Raw genomic sequence first — 20,625 nt, forward strand, 5'->3', positions numbered from 1 at the left:
CAGGGCGAACGGTGGTGGGTGGTCACCCCAGCGGCACGAACCGCACCGGCAGCCCATCCTTCGGCCGGGGAATCGGCCAGGCCTGCCACTCGGCGCCCGCCCCCTCGTCCAGCTCGATCCGGTAGCGGCTCAATAGCTGCGCCATCAGGATGCGGATCTGCATCGTCGCGAAATGCAGGCCGATGCACATATGCGCGCCGCCGCCGAACGGCACCCAGGCATATTTGTGCCGGCCCTTGCTGACCTCCGGCGAGAAGCGCATCGGATCGAATGTCTGCGGGTCGGGCCAATGCTCGGCCATCTTGTGGGTGAAGGCCGGGCTGATGCCGACCATCGTCCCGGCCGGGATATGATAGCCGCCAAAGTCGAAGGCCTTCACCGCGCGCCGCGGGATCGACGGAACCGGCGGCACCAGCCGCAGCGCTTCCTTGAAGGCATACTCCGTCAGCACCAGCCGGTCGAGCTGGCCGTACGGCAGCCCTTCCGCGTCGTTGAGCCCCAGCCCGGCAATCTCCTCGCGCAGGCGGTCCTGCCATTCGGGGTGGCGGCCGAGCAGCATGACCAGGCTCGTCGCTGACGAGGTGATCGTGTCGTGCGCCGCCATCATCAGGAAGTTCATATGGTCGGCGATCGCGTCGTCCGACAGCGGCTGGCCCGCCTCGTCGGTCGCGCGGCAGAATTGCGAGAAGAAATCATGTCCCTCCCCGCTGCGCCTGTTGGGGATCTCGCGCCGGAACAGCTCGACCAGATAGGCGCGCGCCTTCACACCCCTGCTCATGATCGTGCCGGGCAGCGGCACGCGGATCGGCGCGACCGATGCCTGGACCTCGTCGACGAACGCCTGGTTGATCCGGTCGGCTTCCGGCCCGAGCGGCATGCCGAGAAAACTGTCGGCGGCGAGGTCGAGCGTCAGTGCCTTGATCGCGTCGTAGAATCGCAGCGGCCGGTTCGCCCAGCCGGTAACGGTCCTCGTGATGCCGCTATTCAGCGCCTCGGCATAATGGCGCATCGGTTCGGGCTTGAACGCGACCGACATCACCTTGCGGTCGGCGCGGTGCTTCTCGAAATCCATCAGCATCAGCCCGCGCGGGAAGAGCAGGTTGAGCATCGGGCCCCAGCCCTGTTCGGACGAGAAGACCTTGTCGCGGTCGAACAGCACCAGTTCGTTGGCGTCGGCGCCCATCAGGGTGACGGAAGGGCCGCCAAAGGCATGGTTGCGATAGACGGTGCCATATTGCGCCACCATGCGATGACCGAATCCGACCGGATCGCGCAGCAGTTTCAGCGTGTTGCCGATGAAAGGCAGCCCATTCTCGCCCGGAATCGCGGCGATCGCCTGCGGCTTCTGCCGCGGCAGCCAGTGGGGATTCGCCTTGAAAGTGTGGGCCAACGCCATCGCCGAATCTCCCTTACTTACATTAGTATAAGTAAGGGTGGGACTTCGCTCAACCTGCCTTTTCGAGGGCGTCGAGCCAGCGCGTGATCGCCGGGCGCGCAGTGGTGTTGGCGTTGCTCGCGATCATGCCGACCAGCACAAAGGCGACGACGAAGCCCCATGGCGTGGCGAACATCACCACCGCCATCGCCATTGCGGCCAGCACCGCGCCGAGCAGCCAGCGCCCGAGCCGTTTCGCGCCGGCGGGTGCGAGCACGATGTCGCGCGGGCCGTTGACGTCGTAATAATTGGCGGTGGTCAGGATCGGGTTGCCCGTGCTGTCGGTCGATCCGGCACAGAGCCCGAGGACGAGGATGGCACCCAGTGTCTCGATCAACCCGCCAGTCGGCAGGCGTGGCACGCCGGTGCCGGCCGGCCGGCCAGCGGTAGCCGGCAATGACCGCTTCGGAGTCCCGGGCATCGACACCATCGACGCTTCCGATCGCGGCGGCCTCTTCTCCGCCCAGGTGTCAGTGACGATCAGCCGGCCGTTGCGCTCGACGATGCGATAGCGCGGCGGGGGCGGCTGCATGTCGGCCATGGTCAGCCGAAGCGGTCCTTCAGCGCCAGCATCGCCAGCGCCGCCTTGGCCGCTTCGCCGCCCTTGTCCTTCTCGGTGCGCCGCGCCCGGGCCAGCGCCTGGGCTTCGTTCTCGACGGTCAAGATGCCGTTGCCGATCGCCACGCCGTCCATCGACAGCGCCATCAGGCCGCGCGCGCTTTCGCCGGCGACGATCTCGAAATGATAGGTCTCGCCGCGGATCACCACGCCCAGCGCGACGAACGCGTCATAATCGTCGGTCTCGGACGCGAGCGCGATCGCACCCGGAATCTCCAGCGCGCCCGGGACGGTGATCGTCTCGTGGCGATGCCCGGCTTCCTCGATCGCGGCACGCGCGCCCTCGAGCAGCAGGTCGTTGAGATGGTCGTAGAAGCGTGCTTCCACGATCAGGATTTTCGCCATCATTCGCCTCCGGTGCCGGGGATTGCCCGTTCGCCGACGATCGACAGGCCGTACCCGTCAAGCCCGACTAGGGTGTGGTGGGTATTGGTCAGCAGCACCATGTCCTGCACGCCCAGTTCGGCGAGGATCTGCGCGCCGACGCCGTAATCGCGCAGCTCGGCGGCCTCCGGCGTGCCGATCGTCTTGCCCTCGGCGCGCAGCCTGATCACGCGGGTGAGCGAATCCTTCATCGGCCGGTTGATCACGACGATGACGCCGGCACCTTCCTCGGCGATGGTCTCCATCGACTGCGCGAGCAGGCCGGAGCGCTCGGATTCCTCGCCGAACGCATCGGCGAACATCGACAGGCTGTGCATGCGCACCAGGGTCGGCTTGTCCGGGTCGATCTTGCCCTTGACCAGCGCGATCTGCTCGTCGCCGGTCGCCTTGTTGAAGAAGGTCATCGCCTTCCAGTCGCCGCCCCATTTGCTGTGGAACACCATCTCGGCGCGCTTCTCGACGAGATGGTCGTGGCGGCGGCGATAGGCGATCAGGTCGCGGATCGTGCCGATCTTGAGATTGTGGAGCTGCGCGAAGGAAACGAGATCGTCGAGGCGCGACATCGTCCCGTCCTCGTTCATGATCTCGCAGATCACGCCCGAGGGGTTGAGGCCGGCCAGCCGCGACACGTCGACCGCGGCCTCGGTATGGCCGGCGCGGACCAGCACGCCGCCCTCGCGTGCGACCAGGGGGAAGACATGGCCGGGCGTCACGATTTCCTCGCGGCTCTTCGACGAATCGATCGCCACCGCGACGGTGCGGGCGCGGTCGGCGGCGGAAATGCCGGTGGTCACGCCGTCGCGTGCCTCGATCGAGACGGTGAAGGCGGTCTCGTGGCGCGTGCCGTTGTGGCGGCTCATCAGGTCGAGCCCGAGCTCGTCGACGCGCTTCTTGGACAAGGCCAGGCAGATCAGGCCGCGGCCATGCCGCGCCATGAAGTTGATCTTCTCCGGCGTCGCCATCTGGGCGGGGATGACCAGGTCGCCCTCATTCTCGCGATCCTCGTCATCGACCAGGATGAACATCCGGCCGTTGCGCGCTTCGTCGATGATTTCCTCAGGGCTGGAGAGGAAGCCGTGGCGCAGGCGGGCCAGCTCAGGCTTTTGCACGATAATGCTCCATGCGTTGCAGGTAGCGGGCGAGCACGTCGATCTCGATATTGATCGGATCGCCGGCCGCGAGGCTGCCGAAAGTGGTGACGGCCGCGGTATGCGGGATGATGTTGACGCCGAAGGTCACGCCGGCGGGCGAATCCTCCACGTCGTTGACGGTCAGCGAGACGCCGTCGAGCGTGACCGATCCCTTGGGCGCAATGAACGGGGCGATCTCGGCGCCGGCCGTGATCCGCACGCGGTGCGATCCGCCTTCCTCGACCACCGAGGTGACTTCGCCGATGCCGTCGACATGGCCGGTGACGATATGGCCGCCCAGCTCCTCGCCCAGCTTCAGCGCGCGCTCCAGGTTGAGCTTGCGCCCCTCGGTCCATTGCCCCTGCGCCGTGCGGCTGATGGTTTCGCCCGACACGTCGACGGCGAACCAGTTGGGCCCCTTATCGATGACGGTCAGGCACACGCCCGAGCAGGAGATCGAGGCACCGAGATCGATCGTCGCGGTGTCATAGCTGGTGCCGATCACGACGCGCGTGTCGGCCAGCGCCTCGACGCGCTCCACGGTGCCGATATCGGTGACGATTCCAGTGAACATCAAACCTGTCCTTTGGCGCGCTCGTAGACCTCGACTCGGTCGCTGCCAAGCCGCCGCGCGTCGTGCAGCGTCCAGCGGCCATGCGCCGCGGCGAGATCGGCCAGGCCGATATCGGGCAAGGTGCGGCCCGCCCCGATCAGGATCGGCGCGCGGTACAATAACAGCCGGTCGACCAGGTCGGCGGAAAGGAACGCCGCCGCCGTCGCCACGCCGCCCTCGACCAGCAGATGGTCGATGCCCTTCAACTGGTGAATATCGGCGGGATCGTGCAGCACTTCCCAGCCGTCGGGCGCATTGCCATGCGACAGCAGCAGCAGCCGCCGCGGGCTCCGCCCCTCCAGCCCCGCCAGGCGGACATCGAGCGTCGGCGCATCCGCCGTCAGGGTCGCGTGCCCGACCAGGATCGCTTCGTGCCGGGCCCGCTCGACATGGGCATGCGCTCGCGCCTCCGCGCCGGTGATCCATTTGCTGGTGCCGTCGCCCATCGCCACCGCGCCGTCGAGCGACAAAGCGAGCTTCAGCGTCACCTGCGGCCGGCCCAGCGCCTGGCGGATGAGGAATCCGGCCATCGCGCGGCGCGCATCGCCGTCGCGAAGATCGGTCGTGACCTCGATCCCCGCGCCGCGCAGCCGCTCGATGCCGTCGCCGTCGGTGCGGGGGTCGGGATCGCCGAGCGCGATGATCACACGCGCCACCCCGGCCGCGATCAGCAGGTCCGAACAGGCCGGGCCGCGCGGCGATTGATGCGCGCAGGGTTCCAGCGTGACGTAGCAGGTCGCGCCGCGCGCTCTGTCGCCGGCTTCGGCCAGCGCCATCGCCTCGGCATGCGGACGCCCGCCCGGCTGAGTCCAGCCCCGCCCGACGACGCGCCCGTCCCGCACGATGAGACAGCCGACATTGGGGTTGGGCGCGGTCAGCCCCTTGCCGCGCTCGCTCAGCGCGAGCGCCGCCCCCATCCAGCGCGCGTCGGCAATCGTCAGAATCCGTACTTCTTCAGCTTGTCGTCGAGGCGCTTATAGGCAGCCTGGGTCTCGGCCTGCTGCTTCTTCACCTCGTCGGCTTCGGCCTTTTCCTTCGGGCCGTCGATCTTCTGCTGCGCGATGATCTGCTCGTCGGTGCGGTTGGCGGGCCATTGCTCCGCATAGACGATGTTCGGGCGGTATTCCTTCTGGACCTCGGAATTGTTCGCGATGGCGAACATGATCGTCCAGGTCACGATGATGGCCAGGACCAGGAAGACCAGCTCATAGGTCTTGCGCGACGCCAGATACTGGCGAAGGTCGCGATAGGCGCGCAGGGGCGAGATGGTGCGCAGGAAACTCATCGCGACAAGATAGGCGCAGGGCCGGCGGGATGCCAGCCCTGCAAGGTCTCCCGATCGTGCCGGACGTCCAAGGTTATGCCCGGCGCGATCGGAAGGGGGTCATTCGTCGTTCATGACGAAGCTGACGGCCATGGTGCGCCAGGCCTCGACCGCGACGCCGTCGCGCGTGCCCGGGGTCAGGCGCCATTTCTCGAGCGCGCGACGCCGCGTCGCCTCGAAGAAGGAGTCGCTCGCGGCGCTGACCTTCTCGACCTGCTTCACCCGGCCGTCGGTGCCGACCAGCACGCGGACCACCACCCGGCCCTCGCGACCGAGGCGTCGCTCGTCGCTGGGATAGTCGGGCTGATAGTTGAAGCGTGGGTTGATCCCGGGCGCGACGATCGCCGGCGGTTTGGGCGGGACAGTGAGTATTTCGCCGACGGTGCCGCTGGTCGTGCCTTCGGTGATGTCGACCGTGTTCGTGCCGGGGGTGATCGTGAAGCCTTTCGGCGTGTCGATCGTGACTTCCTGGCGCGGCGGGACGATCTGCGTTTCCGCCTTCTTCAGCACCTCCTGCTTCTTCGGCAGGGGCTCGGGGTTGGGTGGCGGCGGCGGTGTCTCGGTGATCGGGTAGAGCGTGATCGACGTTGGGATCTTCTTCACGAAATCGGGCGCCGAGAAGATCATCCCGGTCATGATCCCGCCGACCAGCAGCGCCGAGAGGCCAAGGCTGGCCGGGTCCAGTTTCTTCTGTTTGGTATAACGGTCTGCGTACATCGCCTGCCTCCATCGTCTCCTTGGTGGGCGGTCGAGTCTGTCGCTCGATCTCAACGGCGATGATACAACATTACTATCTAGATACAAGATATCATTTCACGCCGGTGGCCAACACCATGTCGCCTTCCCCGGCGAAGGCCGGGGCCCAGTCGGGGGACGATCATGGCGAGGCGCTGCGCGCCGTTACAACAACCTGTCCGACTGGACCCCGGTCTTCGCAAGGGGAAGCAGGAAGGGACCTGCCAAAGCGTCGCGGCGAACTCAGCCCGTCAGCCGCTCGACCGCCCGCTCGCGCCCGATCAGCGGCAGCAACGCCTTCATGTCCGGCCCATGATCGAGCCCGGTCAGCGCGCGCCGCAACGGCAGGAACAGCGCCTTGCCGCTCCGACCGCTCGACTGTTTCAGCGCCCCGGTCAGCGCATGCCAGGGGTCGGCGGCCCAGTCGATCGAGCCCGCCACCCGCGCCGCCTCGGCCAGGAAATCCACGTCCGCCGGGTCGGCCGGCGAGTCGATCGGCCCTTCGATCACGCGCCACCAATCGCCTGCCTCGGCCACCACGGTCAGATTGGGCCGCACCGCTTCCCACTCGATCCGCCCCATCCCGTCGGGCAGGCGCCCGGCGACCGAGTCGAAATCGAGCTGATGCACGATGCGCGTATTGACCGCGCTCAGCTCCGCTTCGTCGAACCGCGCCGGCGCGCGTCCGAAGCGCCCGAAATCGAACGTCTCGATCAGCCTGGCCGTCTCGACCAGCGGCTCGACCGGATCGCTCGTGCCGATCCGCGCGAGCAGCGCGCGCACCGCTTCGGGCTCGATCCCGGCGTCGCGGAACTGGTCGACCCCGACCGATCCGAGTCGCTTGGACAATTTGCCCTCGCTCCCGACCAGCAATGCCTCATGCGCAAAGGCAGGCGGCGCGCTGCCCATCGCGGCGAACATCTGCAGCTGCAACGCGGTATTGGAGACATGATCCTCGCCGCGCACGACATGAGTCACGCCCATCTCGGCATCGTCGATCGCCGAGGGCAGCATATAGAGCCACGACCCATCGGCGCGGCGGATCACCGGGTCGCTCATCGTCGCCGGATCGAACCGCTGGTGCCCGCGGATCAGGTCGTCCCATTCGATCGCGGCGCCATGGTCGAGCTTGAAGCGCCAGTGCGGCGCGATCCCCTCGGCCTCGAACGCCGCGCGCTGGGCATCGCTCAGCGCCAGTGCGGCGCGGTCATAGACCGGCGGCAGGCCGCGCCCCGCCGCGATCTTGCGTTTCAGGTCCAGCTCCTGCGCGGTTTCATAGGCGGGATAGACATGGCCGGCCTCGCGCAGTGCCGCGAAGCGCGCCTCGTAGAGCGAAAAGCGCGCCGACTGCCGCTCCTCGCCGACCGGATCCAGCCCGAGCCAGGCGAGGTCGGCGCGGATCGAGTCGACGAAATGCTCCTGGCTGCGCTCGGCATCGGTATCGTCGATGCGCAGCATGAAGCGCCCGCCCTGCTTTTGCGCCCATAGCCAGTTGTGGAGCGCGGTGCGGATATTGCCGACATGCAGCCGGCCGGTCGGGCTCGGCGCGAAACGGGTGAGAACGGTCATGGGTGCGGCTGTAGACGCCCCGCCGGGCGGCAACAACCGGCGACGCCCGGCGTCGATCGTGATATTAAAGGCGCAAAGGGGGAGGACGCGGTGCACCAGATCAACATCGCCGCCGCGGTCGCCGCCGGCATCGTCGGCTATTTCCCCGGCGCGCTCTGGTATTCGAAGGTCCTGTTCCTGCGCCGCTGGGCGCGCGCGATGGGCATCGACATCGACAACCCTCCCGCCGGCAAGGGGAACCATGGCCTGAAGATCGCGATCGGGGTCGCGACCTCGATCGTCGCCGCGATCGTCTTCGCGCTGATCGCCGGACCCGCGCCCGGCCTCTGCCACGCGCTGCCGCTCGGCCTGGCCTGTGGCGGCCTGATCGGCGCGGCTTTCGCGATTCAATATGTCTTCGAGGGCCGCAGCCTGGCCTTTTGGGCGATCAATGCCGGCTATCATGCCGTGCAATTCGCGCTGTTCGGGCTGGTCATCGGGCTATGGCCATGAGCGTCCGGGCGCGACTCGGCGCGCAACGGGCCTTTCCCCTCGGCGAAGTGCTGGCTAAGAGCGCCCGGCAACGGCCAGGTCCGCCGGTGAGGATATGCGTATGAAACTGATGACGGGCAATTCGAACCTGCCGCTGGCGCGGGCGATCTCGGACTATCTCGAAATTCCCCTCACCAATGCGAGCGTCCGCCGCTTCGCCGATGAGGAAGTGTTCGTCGAGATCCAGGAGAATGTCCGCGGCGAGGACGTGTTCGTGCTCCAGTCGACCGGCTATCCGGCCAACGACAATCTCATGGAGCTGCTGATCTGCATCGACGCGCTCCGCCGCGCCTCGGCCAAGCGCATCACTGCCGTGATCCCCTATTTCGGCTATGCCCGGCAGGACCGCAAACCCGGGCCGCGCACCCCGATCTCGGCCAAGCTGGTCGCCAATCTGATCACCGTCGCGGGGGCCGACCGCGTGCTCTCGGTCGATCTCCATGCCGGACAGATCCAGGGTTTCTTCGATATCCCGACCGACAATCTCTACGGCGCACCGGTCATGTCGGCCGACATCCTGACGCGTTTCGGCGACCGCAACCTGATGGTCGTGTCGCCTGACGTGGGCGGCGTGGTCCGCGCCCGCGCGCTGGCCAAGCGGCTCGACAACGCCCCGCTCGCGATCGTCGACAAGCGCCGCGAACGCGCCGGCGAATCCGAGGTGATGAACATCATCGGCGAAGTGGAGGGGCGTTTCTGCATCCTGATCGACGACATCGTCGATTCGGCCGGCACCTTGTGCAACGCCGCCGCCGCGCTGAAGGAAGCGGGTGCCGAGGGCGTGGTCGCCTATGTCACGCACGGGGTCCTGTCGGGCGGCGCGGTGGCGCGGGTCGAAGGGTCGTCCCTCGAGGAACTGGTCATCACTGATTCAATCGGCGGCCATGATGTGGTGATGAACGCGAAGCGCATCCGCCACTTGACCATCGCGCCGCTGCTGGCCGAGGCGATCAAGCGGATCGCGGACGAGACCTCGGTCTCGTCGCTCTTTGACTAGGTGAAGAAAGCGACGCCCGGTCGGGCGATGACGGGCGGAATCCGCGTCAAATAAAGCGCACAGTAATGCCGATAGGGGTCGCGTAATTCCGCGACTATTCGCGGATCGACTGCAAGTGGGTGCGATCCGACGCCCGGGAACTCGGCCGCCGCCCGCCATGACGTCGCACTGTAACGCTGTTGGACCGGTCGACAGCACGCAAGATCAGCCCCGATTCAGCCCCCTCGCAAGTGGGTCGCGAAATTCGACGGATATTGGGCGGTCTCCCAATAACGAGGCGCGGAAGAGGCTCGTGTGACTGTCGGATAGAGGCGCCGTTGCTTCAGGCGAGGCCGTCCCAGACGAGTTTTACGCCGACCAGCACCATCAGCAGATAGATCGCGGTGTAGAAGCGCGTCGGGGACACGCGTCGCACCAGCCACACGCCCGCCAGGGTCGAGGCGATCGCCACCGGCAGCAAGGTCGCCGCCGCCAGCAGATTCTCGCGGCTGAACTGGCCGAGCGCCCAATAGGCGGGGACCTTCAGCCAGTTGGTGACCGCGAAGAAGATCGCGGTGGTGCCGACCAGCACGTCGCGCTCGAGCCGTTTCGGCATCACCCAGATCTGGAAGGGCGGCTGTCCGGCGTGGGCGATCTGGCTGGTGAAGCCCGAGGCAATGCCGAACAGGGTGCCGACCCAGCCGGGCGATCGTGCCGGTGCCGCGATCGCCCCGCGCCGGTCGACCCATAGCCGATAGCCCCCGAACAGGATCGAGATCGCGCCGACCACGCCCAGCACCGCGCTCTCCGACACCCGCGCCGCGAAGAACCAGCCGAGCGCGATGCCGATCAGCGATCCCGGCAGCATCCAGCCCAGCACATGCCCGTCCCATTGCTTGCGGAACGCCCACACGCCGACCACGTCCTGCACGATCAGGATCGGCAACAGGATCGCCGCCGCCCTGACCGGGGAGATCGCCAGCGCCAGGATCGGCAGCGACAAGGCGCCCATGCCGACGAACCCGCCCTTGGACAGACCGATCAGCGTCACCGCCGGCACCGCGAGCGCGTAGAAATACCAGTCGGGAATGGTTCAGCTCCGCTCGGCGATGCGGGCGAGATGTGCGGTGATGCGCAGCAGCACGATCAGGATCGCCGCGGCGAAGCCGGCGAGCGCCAGCACGGCATAGGTCAGCGCCTCGAGCAGTTGCGCGCCGGCGTCCTGCGCGGTTGTACCCGGCACCGCGACTCGCTCAAGCGGCTGGCCGGCAGGGACCGGCGTTCCGGGCTCCGCACCGCCCGGCGCCGGCGCTTCCCGCACCGCTTCAGGTGGCGGCGCGCGGGGATCGGGCGCGCTCTCCGCCGCCGGCATGCCGCTGCGCAGAGTGCCGTTGCCGCGCGAGGCGGATTCGAGCGAGGCTAGAATCGCGAAGGTGGCAAGCCCGCTCAGGACCAGCAACAGGGTGCGGCCGATCCAGTCGAACATCTAGCGCTCCGCTCCCTCGCCCGCCGGCGCGCGCATTCCCGCATGGCCGCGGCGTTTTAGCTCCGCCTTCAGCGCCTCGGGCTTCGGCGCCCAGAGGAAGCCGAAGCTGACCGTGCCGGCCTTGGTCTCGACGACATGGTGCAGCCGGTGCGCCTGGATGATGCGCTTCATATAGGTCGATTTCGGCAGATAGCGGTGGTTCAGCCTCTTGTGGACGATGACGTCGTGAAACCCGAAATAGATCGCGCCATAGGCCGCGATCCCCGCGCCGATCCAGGCGAAGCCCGGCCACCAGCCGAGCTGGACCCCGCCGAGCAGCAGCACGAAGGAGGGCACGGCGAAGATCGCCGCGTAGAGATCGTTCAGCTCCCAGGCGCCGGTGCGCGGGCGATGATGGCTCCTGTGCAGGAACCAGCCCGGTCCGTGCATGATCCAGCGGTGCGCGACATAAGCGAAGCCCTCCATCCCCAGAACGGTGGCGAGGAACAGGATCAGGCCGATTGTCCAATGCATGCGGTACGATATAGCCGTGCCCGACCGGAGTTGCACGACAGGATGGATGAAATGCGCTTCTTGCCGATCGGCGTCTTGCTGCCGCTGCTGATATCGGGCTGCTCGACGCCGGAGACGATGACGCGCGAGGGACTCGTCAGTGCCGGCATCTCGCAGCCGGTCGCCGGATGCATGGCCGCCCGCATGGTCGATCGCCTGTCGCTGCTGCAGCTTCGCCGCCTCGCCGGGCTGGGCAAGGCGGAGCGCGCACGCGATCTCGACGAGTTTCTCTACCGGGTGCGCTCGCTCCGGGACCCGGAGATCGTCGGCGTGACGGCCAGCTCGGCCGCGCTTTGCGTCACTGGTCTGGCCCGCTGACGCTTGCGGGGGTGGATTCGCCGTCCACCCTGTGCTTAAGGCTCCAGCATCCCCGATCTTCGAAAGGCATGTGAGCCCCATGAACATCCACGAATACCAGGCCAAAGAGCTTCTCGCGAAATTCGGCGTGCCCGTCCCGGCAGGCTTTGCGGCGCTCAGCGTGGATGAAGCAGTGGCCGCGGCAGGCAAGCTGCCCGGGCCGCTCTATGTGGTGAAGGCGCAGATTCACGCCGGCGGCCGCGGCAAGGGCAAGTTCAAGGAGCTCGGCCCCGACGCCAAGGGCGGCGTCCGGCTCGCCCGCACTGCCGACGAAGTCCGCGCGGCGGCGACCGACATGCTCGGCAACACGCTGGTGACGATCCAGACCGGCGAGCACGGCAAGCAGGTCAACCGCCTCTACGTCACCGACGGCGTCGACATCGCCAAGGAATTCTACCTCGCGCTCCTCGTCGATCGCGCCACCGGCCGAGTCGCTTTCGTGGTGTCGACCGAGGGCGGCATGGACATCGAGACCGTCGCGCATGACACGCCGGAAAAGATCCAGACCTTCGACGTCGATCCCGCGACCGGCTTCATGCCGCATCACGGCCGCGCCGTGGCGAATGCGCTCGGGCTCAAGGGCGATCTCGCCAAGCAAGCCGCTAATGTCGCGTCGAAGCTGTACGACGCCTTTATCGGCACCGATGCCTCGCAGATCGAGATCAACCCGCTTGCCGTCACCGACGACAACAAGCTGCTGGTGCTCGACGCCAAGGTCGGTTTCGACACCAATGCGCTGTTCCGCCACAAGGACCTGATGGAGCTGCGCGACGAGACCGAGGAGGATCCTTCGGAGCTCGAAGCGTCCAAGTACGACCTCGCGTACATCAAGCTCGACGGTGACATCGGCTGCATGGTCAACGGCGCCGGCCTCGCCATGGCGACGATGGACATCATCAAACTGAACGGCATGTTCCCGGCCAACTTCCTCGATGTCGGCGGCGGCGCCAACAAGGAGAAGGTGACGGCGGCGTTCAAGATCATCCTCGCCGATCCGGCGGTGAAGGGCATCCTGGTCAACATCTTCGGCGGCATCATGAAGTGCGACATCATCGCCGAGGGCATCGTCGCCGCGGCGAAGGAAGTGAACCTCTCGGTGCCGCTGGTCGTTCGGCTCGAAGGCACCAATGTCGAGGAGGGCAAGAAGATCCTTTCGACGTCCGGTCTCGCGATCGTCCCCGCCAATGATCTGGGCGATGCCGCCCGCAAGATCGTCGCCGAGGTGAAAGCGGCCGCCTGAACCTTTTCCCTCCCCGGGAAGCGTTCGGTCACAGGAGTGGATTGCAATGAAGGTGCTGGTCCCGGTCAAGCGCGTGCTTGACTATAACGTAAAGCCCCGGGTGAAGGCCGACGGGACGGGGGTCGACCTCGCCAACGTCAAGATGAGCATGAACCCGTTCGACGAGATCGCGGTCGAAGAGGCGATTCGGCTGAAAGACAAGGGCGTCACGGAGATCGTGGTCGTCTCGATCGGCGAGCAAAAGGCCCAGGAAACGCTGCGTACCGCGCTCGCCATGGGCGCCGACCGCGCGATCCTGGTCGTCTCGGAAGAGAAGGTCGAGCCGCTCGGCGTGGCCAAGCTGCTTGCCAGGATCGTCGAGGAAGAAAAGCCGGATCTGGTGATCCTCGGCAAGCAGGCGATCGACGACGACAACAACCAGACCGGCCAGATGCTCGCCGGCCTGCTCGGCGTTGGCCAGGCGACCTTTGCCTCGAAGGTCGAGCTGACCAGCGACTCGGTCACCGTGACGCGCGAAGTCGATGGCGGCTCGGAGACCGAGACGCTGAAGCTTCCCGCGATCATCACTACCGATCTTCGCCTCAACGAGCCGCGTTATGCCTCGCTGCCCAACATCATGAAGGCCAAGTCCAAGCCGCTCGCGCAGAAGACGCCCGCCGATTACGGCGTCGACATCTCCCCGCGCCTGACCACGCTGAAGGTCGTCGAGCCCGCCAAGCGTTCGGCCGGCGTCAAGGTCGCCGATGTCGATGAACTGGTGGCCAAATTGAAGGCGATGGGAGTGGCGAAATGAAGACGCTCGTCTGGGTCGAACATGACGGCAAGGCCGTCAAGGACGCCACGCTCGCCGTGGTCACCGCCGCGTCGAAGCTCGGTGACGTCCATCTGCTCGTCGCGGGCCAGGGCGTCGATAGCGTCGCTGCCGAAGCCGCGAAGATCGCCGGCGTGGGCAAGGTCCATCTCGCTGACGACGCTGCCTATGTGCATGCGCTCGCCGAGAATGTCGCGCCGCTCGTCGTCGCACTGATGGGCGATCACGACGCCGTGCTGTTCCCGGCCACCTCGAACGGCAAGAACATCGCCCCGCGCGTCGCTGCGCTGCTCGACGTGATGCAGATCAGCGACATCCTGTCGGTCGAGGGGCCGGACACGTTCACGCGTCCGATCTATGCCGGCAACGCCATCGCCACGGTGCAGACGAAGGACGCCAAGCTGGTCATCACCGTGCGCGGCACGGCGTTCGACAAGGCGGCGACCGAGGGTGGTTCGGGCACGGTCGAGGCCGTCGCCTCGACCGGCGACACGGGCCTGTCGACCTTTGCCGGCGCCGAGATCGCCAAGTCCGAGCGTCCCGAACTGACCAGCGCGAAGATCATCGTGTCGGGCGGCCGCGCGCTGCAGAACTCGGAGAATTTCCACTCGATCATCGAGCCGCTCGCCGACAAGCTCGGTGCCGGCGTCGGCGCCTCGCGCGCCGCGGTGGACGCGGGCTATGTGCCCAACGACTATCAGGTCGGCCAGACCGGCAAGATCGTCGCCCCCGAAGTCTATATCGCGATCGGCATCTCCGGCGCGATCCAGCATCTGGCGGGCATGAAGGACTCCAAGACGATCATCGCGATCAACAAGGACGAGGACGCCCCGATCTTCCAGGTCGCGGACATCGGCCTGGTCGGCGATCTGTTCAAGATCGTGCCGGAGCTGACGGAGAAGCTCTGATATTATCGATGGACACGGACCGCCTGTTCGTTCTCACAGGCGGTCCGGGTTCGGGCAGGCAAGACGACGCTGATCGAGGCGCTCGCCACGGCGGGCGTCGCGACCAGCCCCGAAGTCCGCCGCGCGTCGGGCCGTACTGGCCCCGTTTTTCATTATGCTCGCGCGCGCACCGAAATCCTGACAGTCCAATCTACCAGGGCAGCGGGGAACCGTCTGTATTGACGAAGCAGCCATTGAGCGCGGGCGTCGCCACCTCTTCCACGAAGTTCACAATCTCCACCGCCGCTTCATCGGGGCTCAGAGGCGCCTGCTCGCCTCCCATATCGGTCCTGACCCAGCCGGGATTTAGAGCTGTCGCCACGAAACCCTCTGGACCCCACTCGGCCGCGAGGTTGCGGACAATCTGGTTGAGCGCGCTTTTGCTTGCCCGATACGCCAGCATTGATCCGTCGGTGTTTCCAGACAGGGAGGCGTTGCCGGTGCTCATCATGACTATCAGCTTCCCCTCGGCAGCTAGCAACTGATGCCGCAAGGATTTCGCCAAGACCATCGGCGCTACGACGTTGACAGACAAAGTCGCTACAAAATCGTCGGGATCGAACTCACGTGTGTGGAAGGCGCGTGGTCCGAAACTCGCCGCGTTGCAGATGAGGACGTCAACAGGCCGTTGGATGCTGGCGCAGGCCGTCTCCACAGCTTTGTGATCGGCCATGTCGCAATGATGGAAGGATAGGCGCTCATGTTCCTCCGTTGCCCATGGTGGGGGGGAACGCCCAATGCCCACCACAAACCATCCAGCGCGCAGAAAAGCGCGTGCGACAGCCTCCCCAATGCCTCGATTTACTCCGGACAGAACAACCGTTTTCATGCGTTTTCAGGCAACAGCTCAAGGGCTCCCGCCTCACCGCGGCTGTCGTAATAAGCGACAGCGCCTTTCGCGAAATAATGACTCACGATCGAGAGGCGTGTTTTCTCCCGGTCGATGCGCGGACTGCCACCGTGTACAAGATTCTCATGCCAGACAAGTATCTGTCCAGCTTTGGGTCGATAGGCCGCACGTTCGTAGCCGCCTTCCTCCAACAGTCGGCGTACCTCCGCGTCAAAGATTACATAAGAGGAGTAATCTTGATCCACCTTCTCCAAGCCTAGGTCGCCGGCCCGTAACCTCTGGGATTTGTGGCTACCAGGATAAACGAACAACTCGCCCGAGTCCGGCTGAACGTCTTCCAACGCGATCCAGACACCGCACATAAAGCCGGCAGGATAGGGCGTGAGATGAATCGTGTCCTGATGAGCGTTCTGCTCCGAACCATTTACATAGGTTAAAGTCTGGCAAGCACTAGGCGTGTCGCGAAAGTGCGACTTAAGAAATGCCATAACTTCCGGATAAAGCCATATCTTTCTGCCAGCTTCAAGTCGGTGTGCTTCGTGGATGCGCTGGCTGGTCCCTTTCTCGTAATGCAGGCGGCCACTTTCGATTGCTTCGTCAAGCTCGATCGTGAACTCCTCGATCAGATCCGGTGGCAGCTGTTCGGGCAGAATGCAAAAGCCCCACCTCTCTAAATGGCGGTGCGCCCTTTCCATGTCGGCGGGTGGATCGAAGCTCAAGGGAACCTCGATAGGCTCAATTTCGTCAAACCACGCCCTGGCCCTGCCCTTCTCGTAAGGGAAGATCTTGCTATCGATCACGCGCGGTTGGATCGCGCCGGTGCCGTGAGCGCGCAGATCTTCCGCAACCTGGGCACCCAGCGGAGTATTGTTGTTCACAATGAGCGGCTTTGCGGGAAATGCCGCCCTGCTGCCGTCCGCGAAATCAACCGACACTATAGCGTTCGCAGGGCCGTTCGGCAGTAGATGCGTCATCAGATTGACTTCGATGCGCAAATCGCTCGGCGAGGAAGAGACAACGCACTCTGCCGCTCCGAACGAAGCTTCGGAACCACCTACCGAAACATTGATGCGCACTGGATCGGAGCTGGCTTCCCAGACGTGGCCCACCAGCCTTATAAGTCCAAACACCCGCACTTGATCCGACCTGTTCCCTATCCCGAGACCAGACATTCCAGGCGTGCCCATCGTGGCATTCTCCATTTGAGGTGTCTTTTTGTTTGACGGGACAGTGCTACGCAATCGCCGCAGCAAACCCAACTTCACACCATTTCTACCATGTATCCGCGCTCCTAAAGCAGCAAGCCCTCCGCCAGCTAACATTTCGAAAATCGATGAATCCGTCGGTATAGGGATCGGAAAAGCCTGCTGTAGATCGACCCGATATCGATAAAGGACGCGATATGAGTTATCAATCGTTCTACGTCCGCAAGCTTGGCGTAAATCTGCTTGAGCGCTGTCGCCCGGCCCTTGCGGTCCTTCCAGGAGGCGAAGTCATCTCGCGCAGAAAGTCCGCATCCGGGCTCTTCCGCAGAAACGCTTGCAGGTCCATCGTGTCGTTGGTCATCGGGATCTCCGCTGGTTCGAGTGTCGCAATCCAACCCTAATCGAGATCATCGACGGCCGCCTGCGCCTGCCGTGAGCACGCCGTCGACGGTCTGGCGGCGCCGTATGGTTGCGGCGGTCGCGCATCGCGTCGGCACAGGCGAGCGATCGCCCAGCACCCCCGTCTCCGCGCCGGATCAGCCCGGCTTGCGGAACTTGTAGATGAACTGGTCGATGTGGCCGCGGATCTTCTCGTCGAACACCGGCAGGCTGTGGTCGTCGGCCGGATTGTTCAACACCTTGCTCTCGCCGACGAACTTGAAGCCGGCCGCGATCACCTGGAGCTTCACTGTAGTGGCGTCGATGCGATGGAGCGTCTTGGTGGTGGTCAGGCCGGCGCCGGCCGCACTGGCGTGGTCGATCACGAGATAGGTGCCGCCCGGCTTCAGCAGCCTGAACACACCGTTGTTCACTGCCGCGAGCGCGGCCTCGCCACCCGAATTGGCGACGTCGTGATAATTCTCTACCGTCATGAACAGGTCGACCGGCGTGTCGCTGCTCGGGATGTCGGTGGGGCCGACCACCGGCGTGACGTTCGCCAGGTTCTTCGCCTTCAGCGCGTCGATCGTCGCGGTTGCCCGCGCGCCCGACACTGCCGGCCACATCGGATAGACATGGCCCTTGGGGCCGACCACGCCGGTCAGGATGCGAGTCCAATATCCCCGGCCCGGCAGATAATCGATCACCGTGTCGCCCGGCCCGACGCCGGCGAAGATCAGCGTCTCGGCTGCCTTGCGCCGGGCATCGTCGACGGCCTGGTCGGTCCGTGCCGGATCGGCGAGGGCGGCGGTGACGGCCTTTCTGGTCTCGGCCGCCGGATGGTCCTTCGCGATTGCCGCCGTCGCCATCAGCGCCACGATCGCGGCGCCCGTCAATGCTACCCTCATGCCCGTCTCCCTAGATTTGGATCTTCTACACGTCCAGATTCACCACGCTCAGCGCATTGTCCTGAATGAACTCCCTGCGGGGCTCAACGACATCGCCCATCAGCCGGGTGAAGATCTCGTCGGCCACATCGGCCTGTTCGATCTCGACGCGGAGCATCGACCGGTTCTGCGGATCGAGCGTGGTTTCCCACAGCTGCTCGGCATTCATCTCGCCCAGGCCCTTGTAGCGCGAGATCGCCAGGCCCTTGCGGCCGGCGAGCAGGATCGCGTCAAGCAACTGGCTCGGCCGCGCAACCATCGTCTCACCCTTGCCGAGCGCGGCGGGGGCGTCATCCTCTTCCTCGGCCGCATCCACTTCGGCCTGCGCCGCCGCAGCGGCCTTGGTCGAGACGAGCTTGGCGGTCTGTACGAACGCATCGCCCTGTTCGGTGGCAAGCGCGTGCAGCTTGCGCGCTTCGGCCGAACCGAGGAACGCTGCCTCGATGATGTGATGATCGGTGACGCCGCGCCAGATACGCTTGAACTGGATGCTGCCTTCCTCAGTGACCGAGGCCGACCAGCGCGCGTCCGCATCCGCTGCGTCGAGCCCGCGCACCACCGTTTCGAGCAGCTCGCCACGCGCCTGATTGGACAGGGTCGGATCGAGCACGCCGCTCATCGCCAGCGCCTCGACCATGGTCGGGTCGTAGCGGCGCGGGACATAGCGCATCAGCGTGCGCATCCGCCGGGCATGATCGACCAGCGACCGCAGATCGGCCCCGCTGCGCGCACCGCCCGCGCCTTCGAGCACGCTCGACGCAACGCCGTTCTCGACCAGATATTCGTCGAGCGCGTTGTCGTCCTTCAGATAGACTTCGGATCGACCGCGCGTCGCCTTGTACAGTGGCGGCTGGGCGATGAAGAGGTGCCCATTGGTGATGATCTCGGGCATCTGCCGGTAGAAGAAGGTCAGCAACAGGGTGCGGATATGCGCACCGTCCACGTCGGCGTCGGTCATGATGACGATCTTGTGGTAGCGCAGCTTCTCGACGTTGAAGTCGTCGCGGCCGATGCCGGTGCCCATCGCCTGGATCAGCGTGCCGATCTCGCGGCTCGACAGCATCCGATCGAAGCGCGCGCGTTCGACGTTCAGGATCTTGCCGCGCAACGGCAGGATCGCCTGGAAATGCCGGTCGCGGCCCTGCTTCGCCGATCCGCCGGCCGAGTCGCCCTCGACCAGGAATAGCTCGGACTTGGCCGGATCGCGCTCCTGGCAATCGGCGAGCTTGCCGGGCAGCGAGGCGATGTCCATCACGCCCTTGCGCCGGGTCAGCTCGCGCGCCTTCTTGGCGGCCTCGCGGGCAGCGGCGGCGTCGATGATCTTGGCGACGATCGACCGGCCATGCCCGGGATTTTCCTCAAGCCACTCGGCCAGCTTGTCCGCCATCAGGCTTTCCAGCGGCTGGCGCACTTCGGACGAGACCAGCTTGTCCTTGGTCTGCGAACTGAACTTGGGATCGGGCAGTTTGACCGAAACGATCGCGGTCAGGCCCTCGCGCATGTCGTCGCCGGTCAGCGTGACCTTCTCCTTCTTCAGGAGCCCGGACTTCTCGGCATAATTGTTGAGCGTGCGTGTCATCGCGGCGCGGAACGCGGCGAGGTGCGTGCCGCCATCGCGCTGCGGGATGTTGTTGGTGAAGCAGAGGACATTCTCGTAATAGCTGTCGTTCCACTCCAGCGCGACGTCGATCGTCACATCGTCGCGGGTGCCCGAGATCGCCACCGGGTCCGGCATCAGCGGAACCTTGTTGCGGTCGAGATATTTCACGAACGCCGCGATACCGCCCTCGTAGAACAGCTCGATCGTCTTCAGCTCTTCGTGCCGCGCGTCGTTCAGGAACAGGCGCACGCCCGAATTGAGGAAGGCGAGCTCGCGGTAGCGATGTTCGAGCTTCTCGAAATCGAACTCGACGATCTTGAAGGTGGCGGGGCTGGGCAGGAAGGTCACCCGCGTGCCCTTGCGACCCGGCGCCGGGCCAACGATCTTGAGCGGCGCCACCGCGTCGCCGAACGCAAAGCGCATATAATGCTCGGTCTCGTCGCGCCAGATCGTCAGGTCGAGCCATTCGCTGAGTGCATTGACCACCGAGACGCCCACGCCGTGCAGGCCGCCGGATACCTTATAGGCATTGTCGTCCGAGGTGTTCTCGAACTTGCCGCCGGCATGGAGCTGAGTCATGATGACCTCGGCCGCCGACACGCCCTCTTCGGAGTGGATGCCGGTTGGGATGCCGCGGCCATTGTCGGTCACCGAGACTGAGCCGTCGGGGTTGAGCGTGATGTCGATGCGGTCGCAATGCCCGGCCAGCGCCTCGTCGATCGCGTTGTCGGAAACCTCGAACACCATGTGGTGGAGGCCCGAACCATCGTCGGTATCGCCGATATACATGCCGGGACGTTTGCGGACCGCGTCGAGGCCCTTCAGCACCTTGATTGAATCAGCGCCGTAATCGTTCGTGTTGGGATCTTCTGCCATGCCAAGCATATAGGGATTGAGGCACGGAAACGGAAGCAAAATGCCATTGCTGGACGGCCGC

The 20,625-nt window shown here is 65.4% G+C and carries 22 protein-coding genes; 6 read left to right on the forward strand and 16 right to left on the reverse strand.

All coding sequences use genetic code 11. The annotated features are described in order from the left end of the window. Positions 1 to 22: 22 nt before the first annotated feature. The 9 genes from ACZ1I2_RS02590 to gltX form a co-directional block, all read right to left on the reverse strand. Positions 23 to 1,396: a cytochrome P450 gene (locus ACZ1I2_RS02590; RefSeq protein ID WP_465171161.1), complete on the reverse strand. Its 1,374-nt coding sequence runs from the start codon at positions 1,394 to 1,396 to the stop codon at positions 23 to 25. A gap of 49 nt (positions 1,397 to 1,445) precedes the next feature. Continuing rightward, positions 1,446 to 1,976 carry a hypothetical protein gene (locus ACZ1I2_RS02595; RefSeq protein WP_465175233.1) on the reverse strand — a complete coding sequence of 177 codons (531 nt, stop codon included), beginning with the start codon at positions 1,974 to 1,976 and terminating at the stop codon, positions 1,446 to 1,448. 2 nt (positions 1,977 to 1,978) lie between these two features. Further along, positions 1,979 to 2,398 (reverse strand): 6,7-dimethyl-8-ribityllumazine synthase, encoded by a 420-nt coding sequence (ribH, locus tag ACZ1I2_RS02600; protein ID WP_465171159.1) that lies wholly within the window; start codon positions 2,396 to 2,398, stop codon positions 1,979 to 1,981. Beyond that, positions 2,398 to 3,546 carry a 3,4-dihydroxy-2-butanone-4-phosphate synthase gene (ribB, locus tag ACZ1I2_RS02605; protein WP_465175232.1) on the reverse strand — a complete coding sequence of 383 codons (1,149 nt, stop codon included), beginning with the start codon at positions 3,544 to 3,546 and terminating at the stop codon, positions 2,398 to 2,400. The genes ribH and ribB overlap by 1 nt, the downstream gene beginning before the upstream one ends. Next, positions 3,533 to 4,141: a riboflavin synthase gene (locus ACZ1I2_RS02610; protein ID WP_465175231.1), complete on the reverse strand. Its 609-nt coding sequence runs from the start codon at positions 4,139 to 4,141 to the stop codon at positions 3,533 to 3,535. The genes ribB and ACZ1I2_RS02610 overlap by 14 nt, the downstream gene beginning before the upstream one ends. Next, a complete protein-coding gene (ribD, locus tag ACZ1I2_RS02615) occupies positions 4,141 to 5,097 on the reverse strand; it encodes a bifunctional diaminohydroxyphosphoribosylaminopyrimidine deaminase/5-amino-6-(5-phosphoribosylamino)uracil reductase RibD (RefSeq protein WP_465175230.1) in 957 nt (318 codons plus the stop codon). Before ribD ends, ACZ1I2_RS02610 begins: the two co-directional genes overlap by 1 nt. 20 nt (positions 5,098 to 5,117) lie before the next feature. Further along, the gene (locus ACZ1I2_RS02620; RefSeq protein WP_465171155.1) at positions 5,118 to 5,465 is read right to left on the reverse strand and encodes a hypothetical protein; all 348 of its coding nucleotides are present in this window, start codon (positions 5,463 to 5,465) and stop codon (positions 5,118 to 5,120) included. Positions 5,466 to 5,564: 99 nt separating this feature from the next. Then, positions 5,565 to 6,221: a TonB family protein gene (locus ACZ1I2_RS02625; RefSeq protein ID WP_465171154.1), complete on the reverse strand. Its 657-nt coding sequence runs from the start codon at positions 6,219 to 6,221 to the stop codon at positions 5,565 to 5,567. A gap of 261 nt (positions 6,222 to 6,482) precedes the next feature. Further along, a complete protein-coding gene (gene gltX / locus ACZ1I2_RS02630; RefSeq protein WP_465175229.1) occupies positions 6,483 to 7,808 on the reverse strand; it encodes a glutamate--tRNA ligase in 1,326 nt (441 codons plus the stop codon). Positions 7,809 to 7,898: 90 nt separating this feature from the next. Between gltX and ACZ1I2_RS02635 the strand changes: the two genes are divergently transcribed. Beyond that, positions 7,899 to 8,300 (forward strand): DUF1761 domain-containing protein, encoded by a 402-nt coding sequence (locus tag ACZ1I2_RS02635; RefSeq protein ID WP_465175228.1) that lies wholly within the window; start codon positions 7,899 to 7,901, stop codon positions 8,298 to 8,300. A 100-nt stretch (positions 8,301 to 8,400) separates the two neighbouring features. Further along, positions 8,401 to 9,336, forward strand: a complete 936-nt coding sequence (locus tag ACZ1I2_RS02640) for a ribose-phosphate pyrophosphokinase (RefSeq protein ID WP_465171152.1) — start codon at positions 8,401 to 8,403, stop codon at positions 9,334 to 9,336. 322 nt (positions 9,337 to 9,658) lie between these two features. On the opposite strand, the gene ACZ1I2_RS02645 is transcribed toward ACZ1I2_RS02640, so the two are convergent. From ACZ1I2_RS02645 to ACZ1I2_RS02655, 3 genes are all read right to left on the reverse strand, one after another. Further along, a complete protein-coding gene (locus ACZ1I2_RS02645; protein WP_465181649.1) occupies positions 9,659 to 10,327 on the reverse strand; it encodes a sulfite exporter TauE/SafE family protein in 669 nt (222 codons plus the stop codon). Positions 10,328 to 10,408: 81 nt separating this feature from the next. Then, complete coding sequence (locus tag ACZ1I2_RS02650) at positions 10,409 to 10,801, reverse strand: hypothetical protein (RefSeq protein WP_465175226.1); 393 nt, start codon at positions 10,799 to 10,801, stop codon at positions 10,409 to 10,411. After that, positions 10,802 to 11,314 carry a sterol desaturase family protein gene (locus tag ACZ1I2_RS02655; RefSeq protein WP_465175225.1) on the reverse strand — a complete coding sequence of 171 codons (513 nt, stop codon included), beginning with the start codon at positions 11,312 to 11,314 and terminating at the stop codon, positions 10,802 to 10,804. Positions 11,315 to 11,365: 51 nt separating this feature from the next. Here ACZ1I2_RS02655 and ACZ1I2_RS02660 point away from each other — a divergent pair, with 51 nt between their 5' ends. From ACZ1I2_RS02660 to ACZ1I2_RS02675, 4 genes are all read left to right on the forward strand, one after another. Then, entirely contained in the window at positions 11,366 to 11,671 is a 306-nt protein-coding gene (locus ACZ1I2_RS02660; protein WP_465171148.1) for a hypothetical protein, read from the forward strand. A gap of 79 nt (positions 11,672 to 11,750) precedes the next feature. Then, positions 11,751 to 12,950, forward strand: a complete 1,200-nt coding sequence (gene sucC, locus ACZ1I2_RS02665) for an ADP-forming succinate--CoA ligase subunit beta (protein WP_465171147.1) — start codon at positions 11,751 to 11,753, stop codon at positions 12,948 to 12,950. 46 nt (positions 12,951 to 12,996) lie between these two features. Further along, positions 12,997 to 13,743 (forward strand): electron transfer flavoprotein subunit beta/FixA family protein, encoded by a 747-nt coding sequence (locus tag ACZ1I2_RS02670; RefSeq protein WP_465171146.1) that lies wholly within the window; start codon positions 12,997 to 12,999, stop codon positions 13,741 to 13,743. After that, positions 13,740 to 14,669, forward strand: coding sequence for an electron transfer flavoprotein subunit alpha/FixB family protein (locus ACZ1I2_RS02675; RefSeq protein ID WP_465175224.1), 930 nt, complete (start codon positions 13,740 to 13,742; stop codon positions 14,667 to 14,669). Before ACZ1I2_RS02670 ends, ACZ1I2_RS02675 begins: the two co-directional genes overlap by 4 nt. 190 nt (positions 14,670 to 14,859) lie before the next feature. Here the strand turns inward: ACZ1I2_RS02675 and ACZ1I2_RS02680 are convergent, their stop codons facing one another. From ACZ1I2_RS02680 to gyrB, 4 genes are all read right to left on the reverse strand, one after another. After that, positions 14,860 to 15,537, reverse strand: coding sequence for an SDR family NAD(P)-dependent oxidoreductase (locus tag ACZ1I2_RS02680; protein WP_465171144.1), 678 nt, complete (start codon positions 15,535 to 15,537; stop codon positions 14,860 to 14,862). Then, positions 15,534 to 16,760 carry a phytanoyl-CoA dioxygenase family protein gene (locus ACZ1I2_RS02685; RefSeq protein ID WP_465171143.1) on the reverse strand — a complete coding sequence of 409 codons (1,227 nt, stop codon included), beginning with the start codon at positions 16,758 to 16,760 and terminating at the stop codon, positions 15,534 to 15,536. Before ACZ1I2_RS02685 ends, ACZ1I2_RS02680 begins: the two co-directional genes overlap by 4 nt. A gap of 539 nt (positions 16,761 to 17,299) precedes the next feature. Continuing rightward, positions 17,300 to 18,049, reverse strand: coding sequence for a class I SAM-dependent methyltransferase (locus ACZ1I2_RS02690; RefSeq protein WP_465175223.1), 750 nt, complete (start codon positions 18,047 to 18,049; stop codon positions 17,300 to 17,302). Between the two features lie 25 nt (positions 18,050 to 18,074). After that, positions 18,075 to 20,564, reverse strand: a complete 2,490-nt coding sequence (gene gyrB / locus ACZ1I2_RS02695; RefSeq protein ID WP_465175222.1) for a DNA topoisomerase (ATP-hydrolyzing) subunit B — start codon at positions 20,562 to 20,564, stop codon at positions 18,075 to 18,077. Positions 20,565 to 20,625 lie beyond the last annotated feature (61 nt).

This window comes from Sphingomonas sp. BL-S-29 (genome assembly GCF_055521495.1).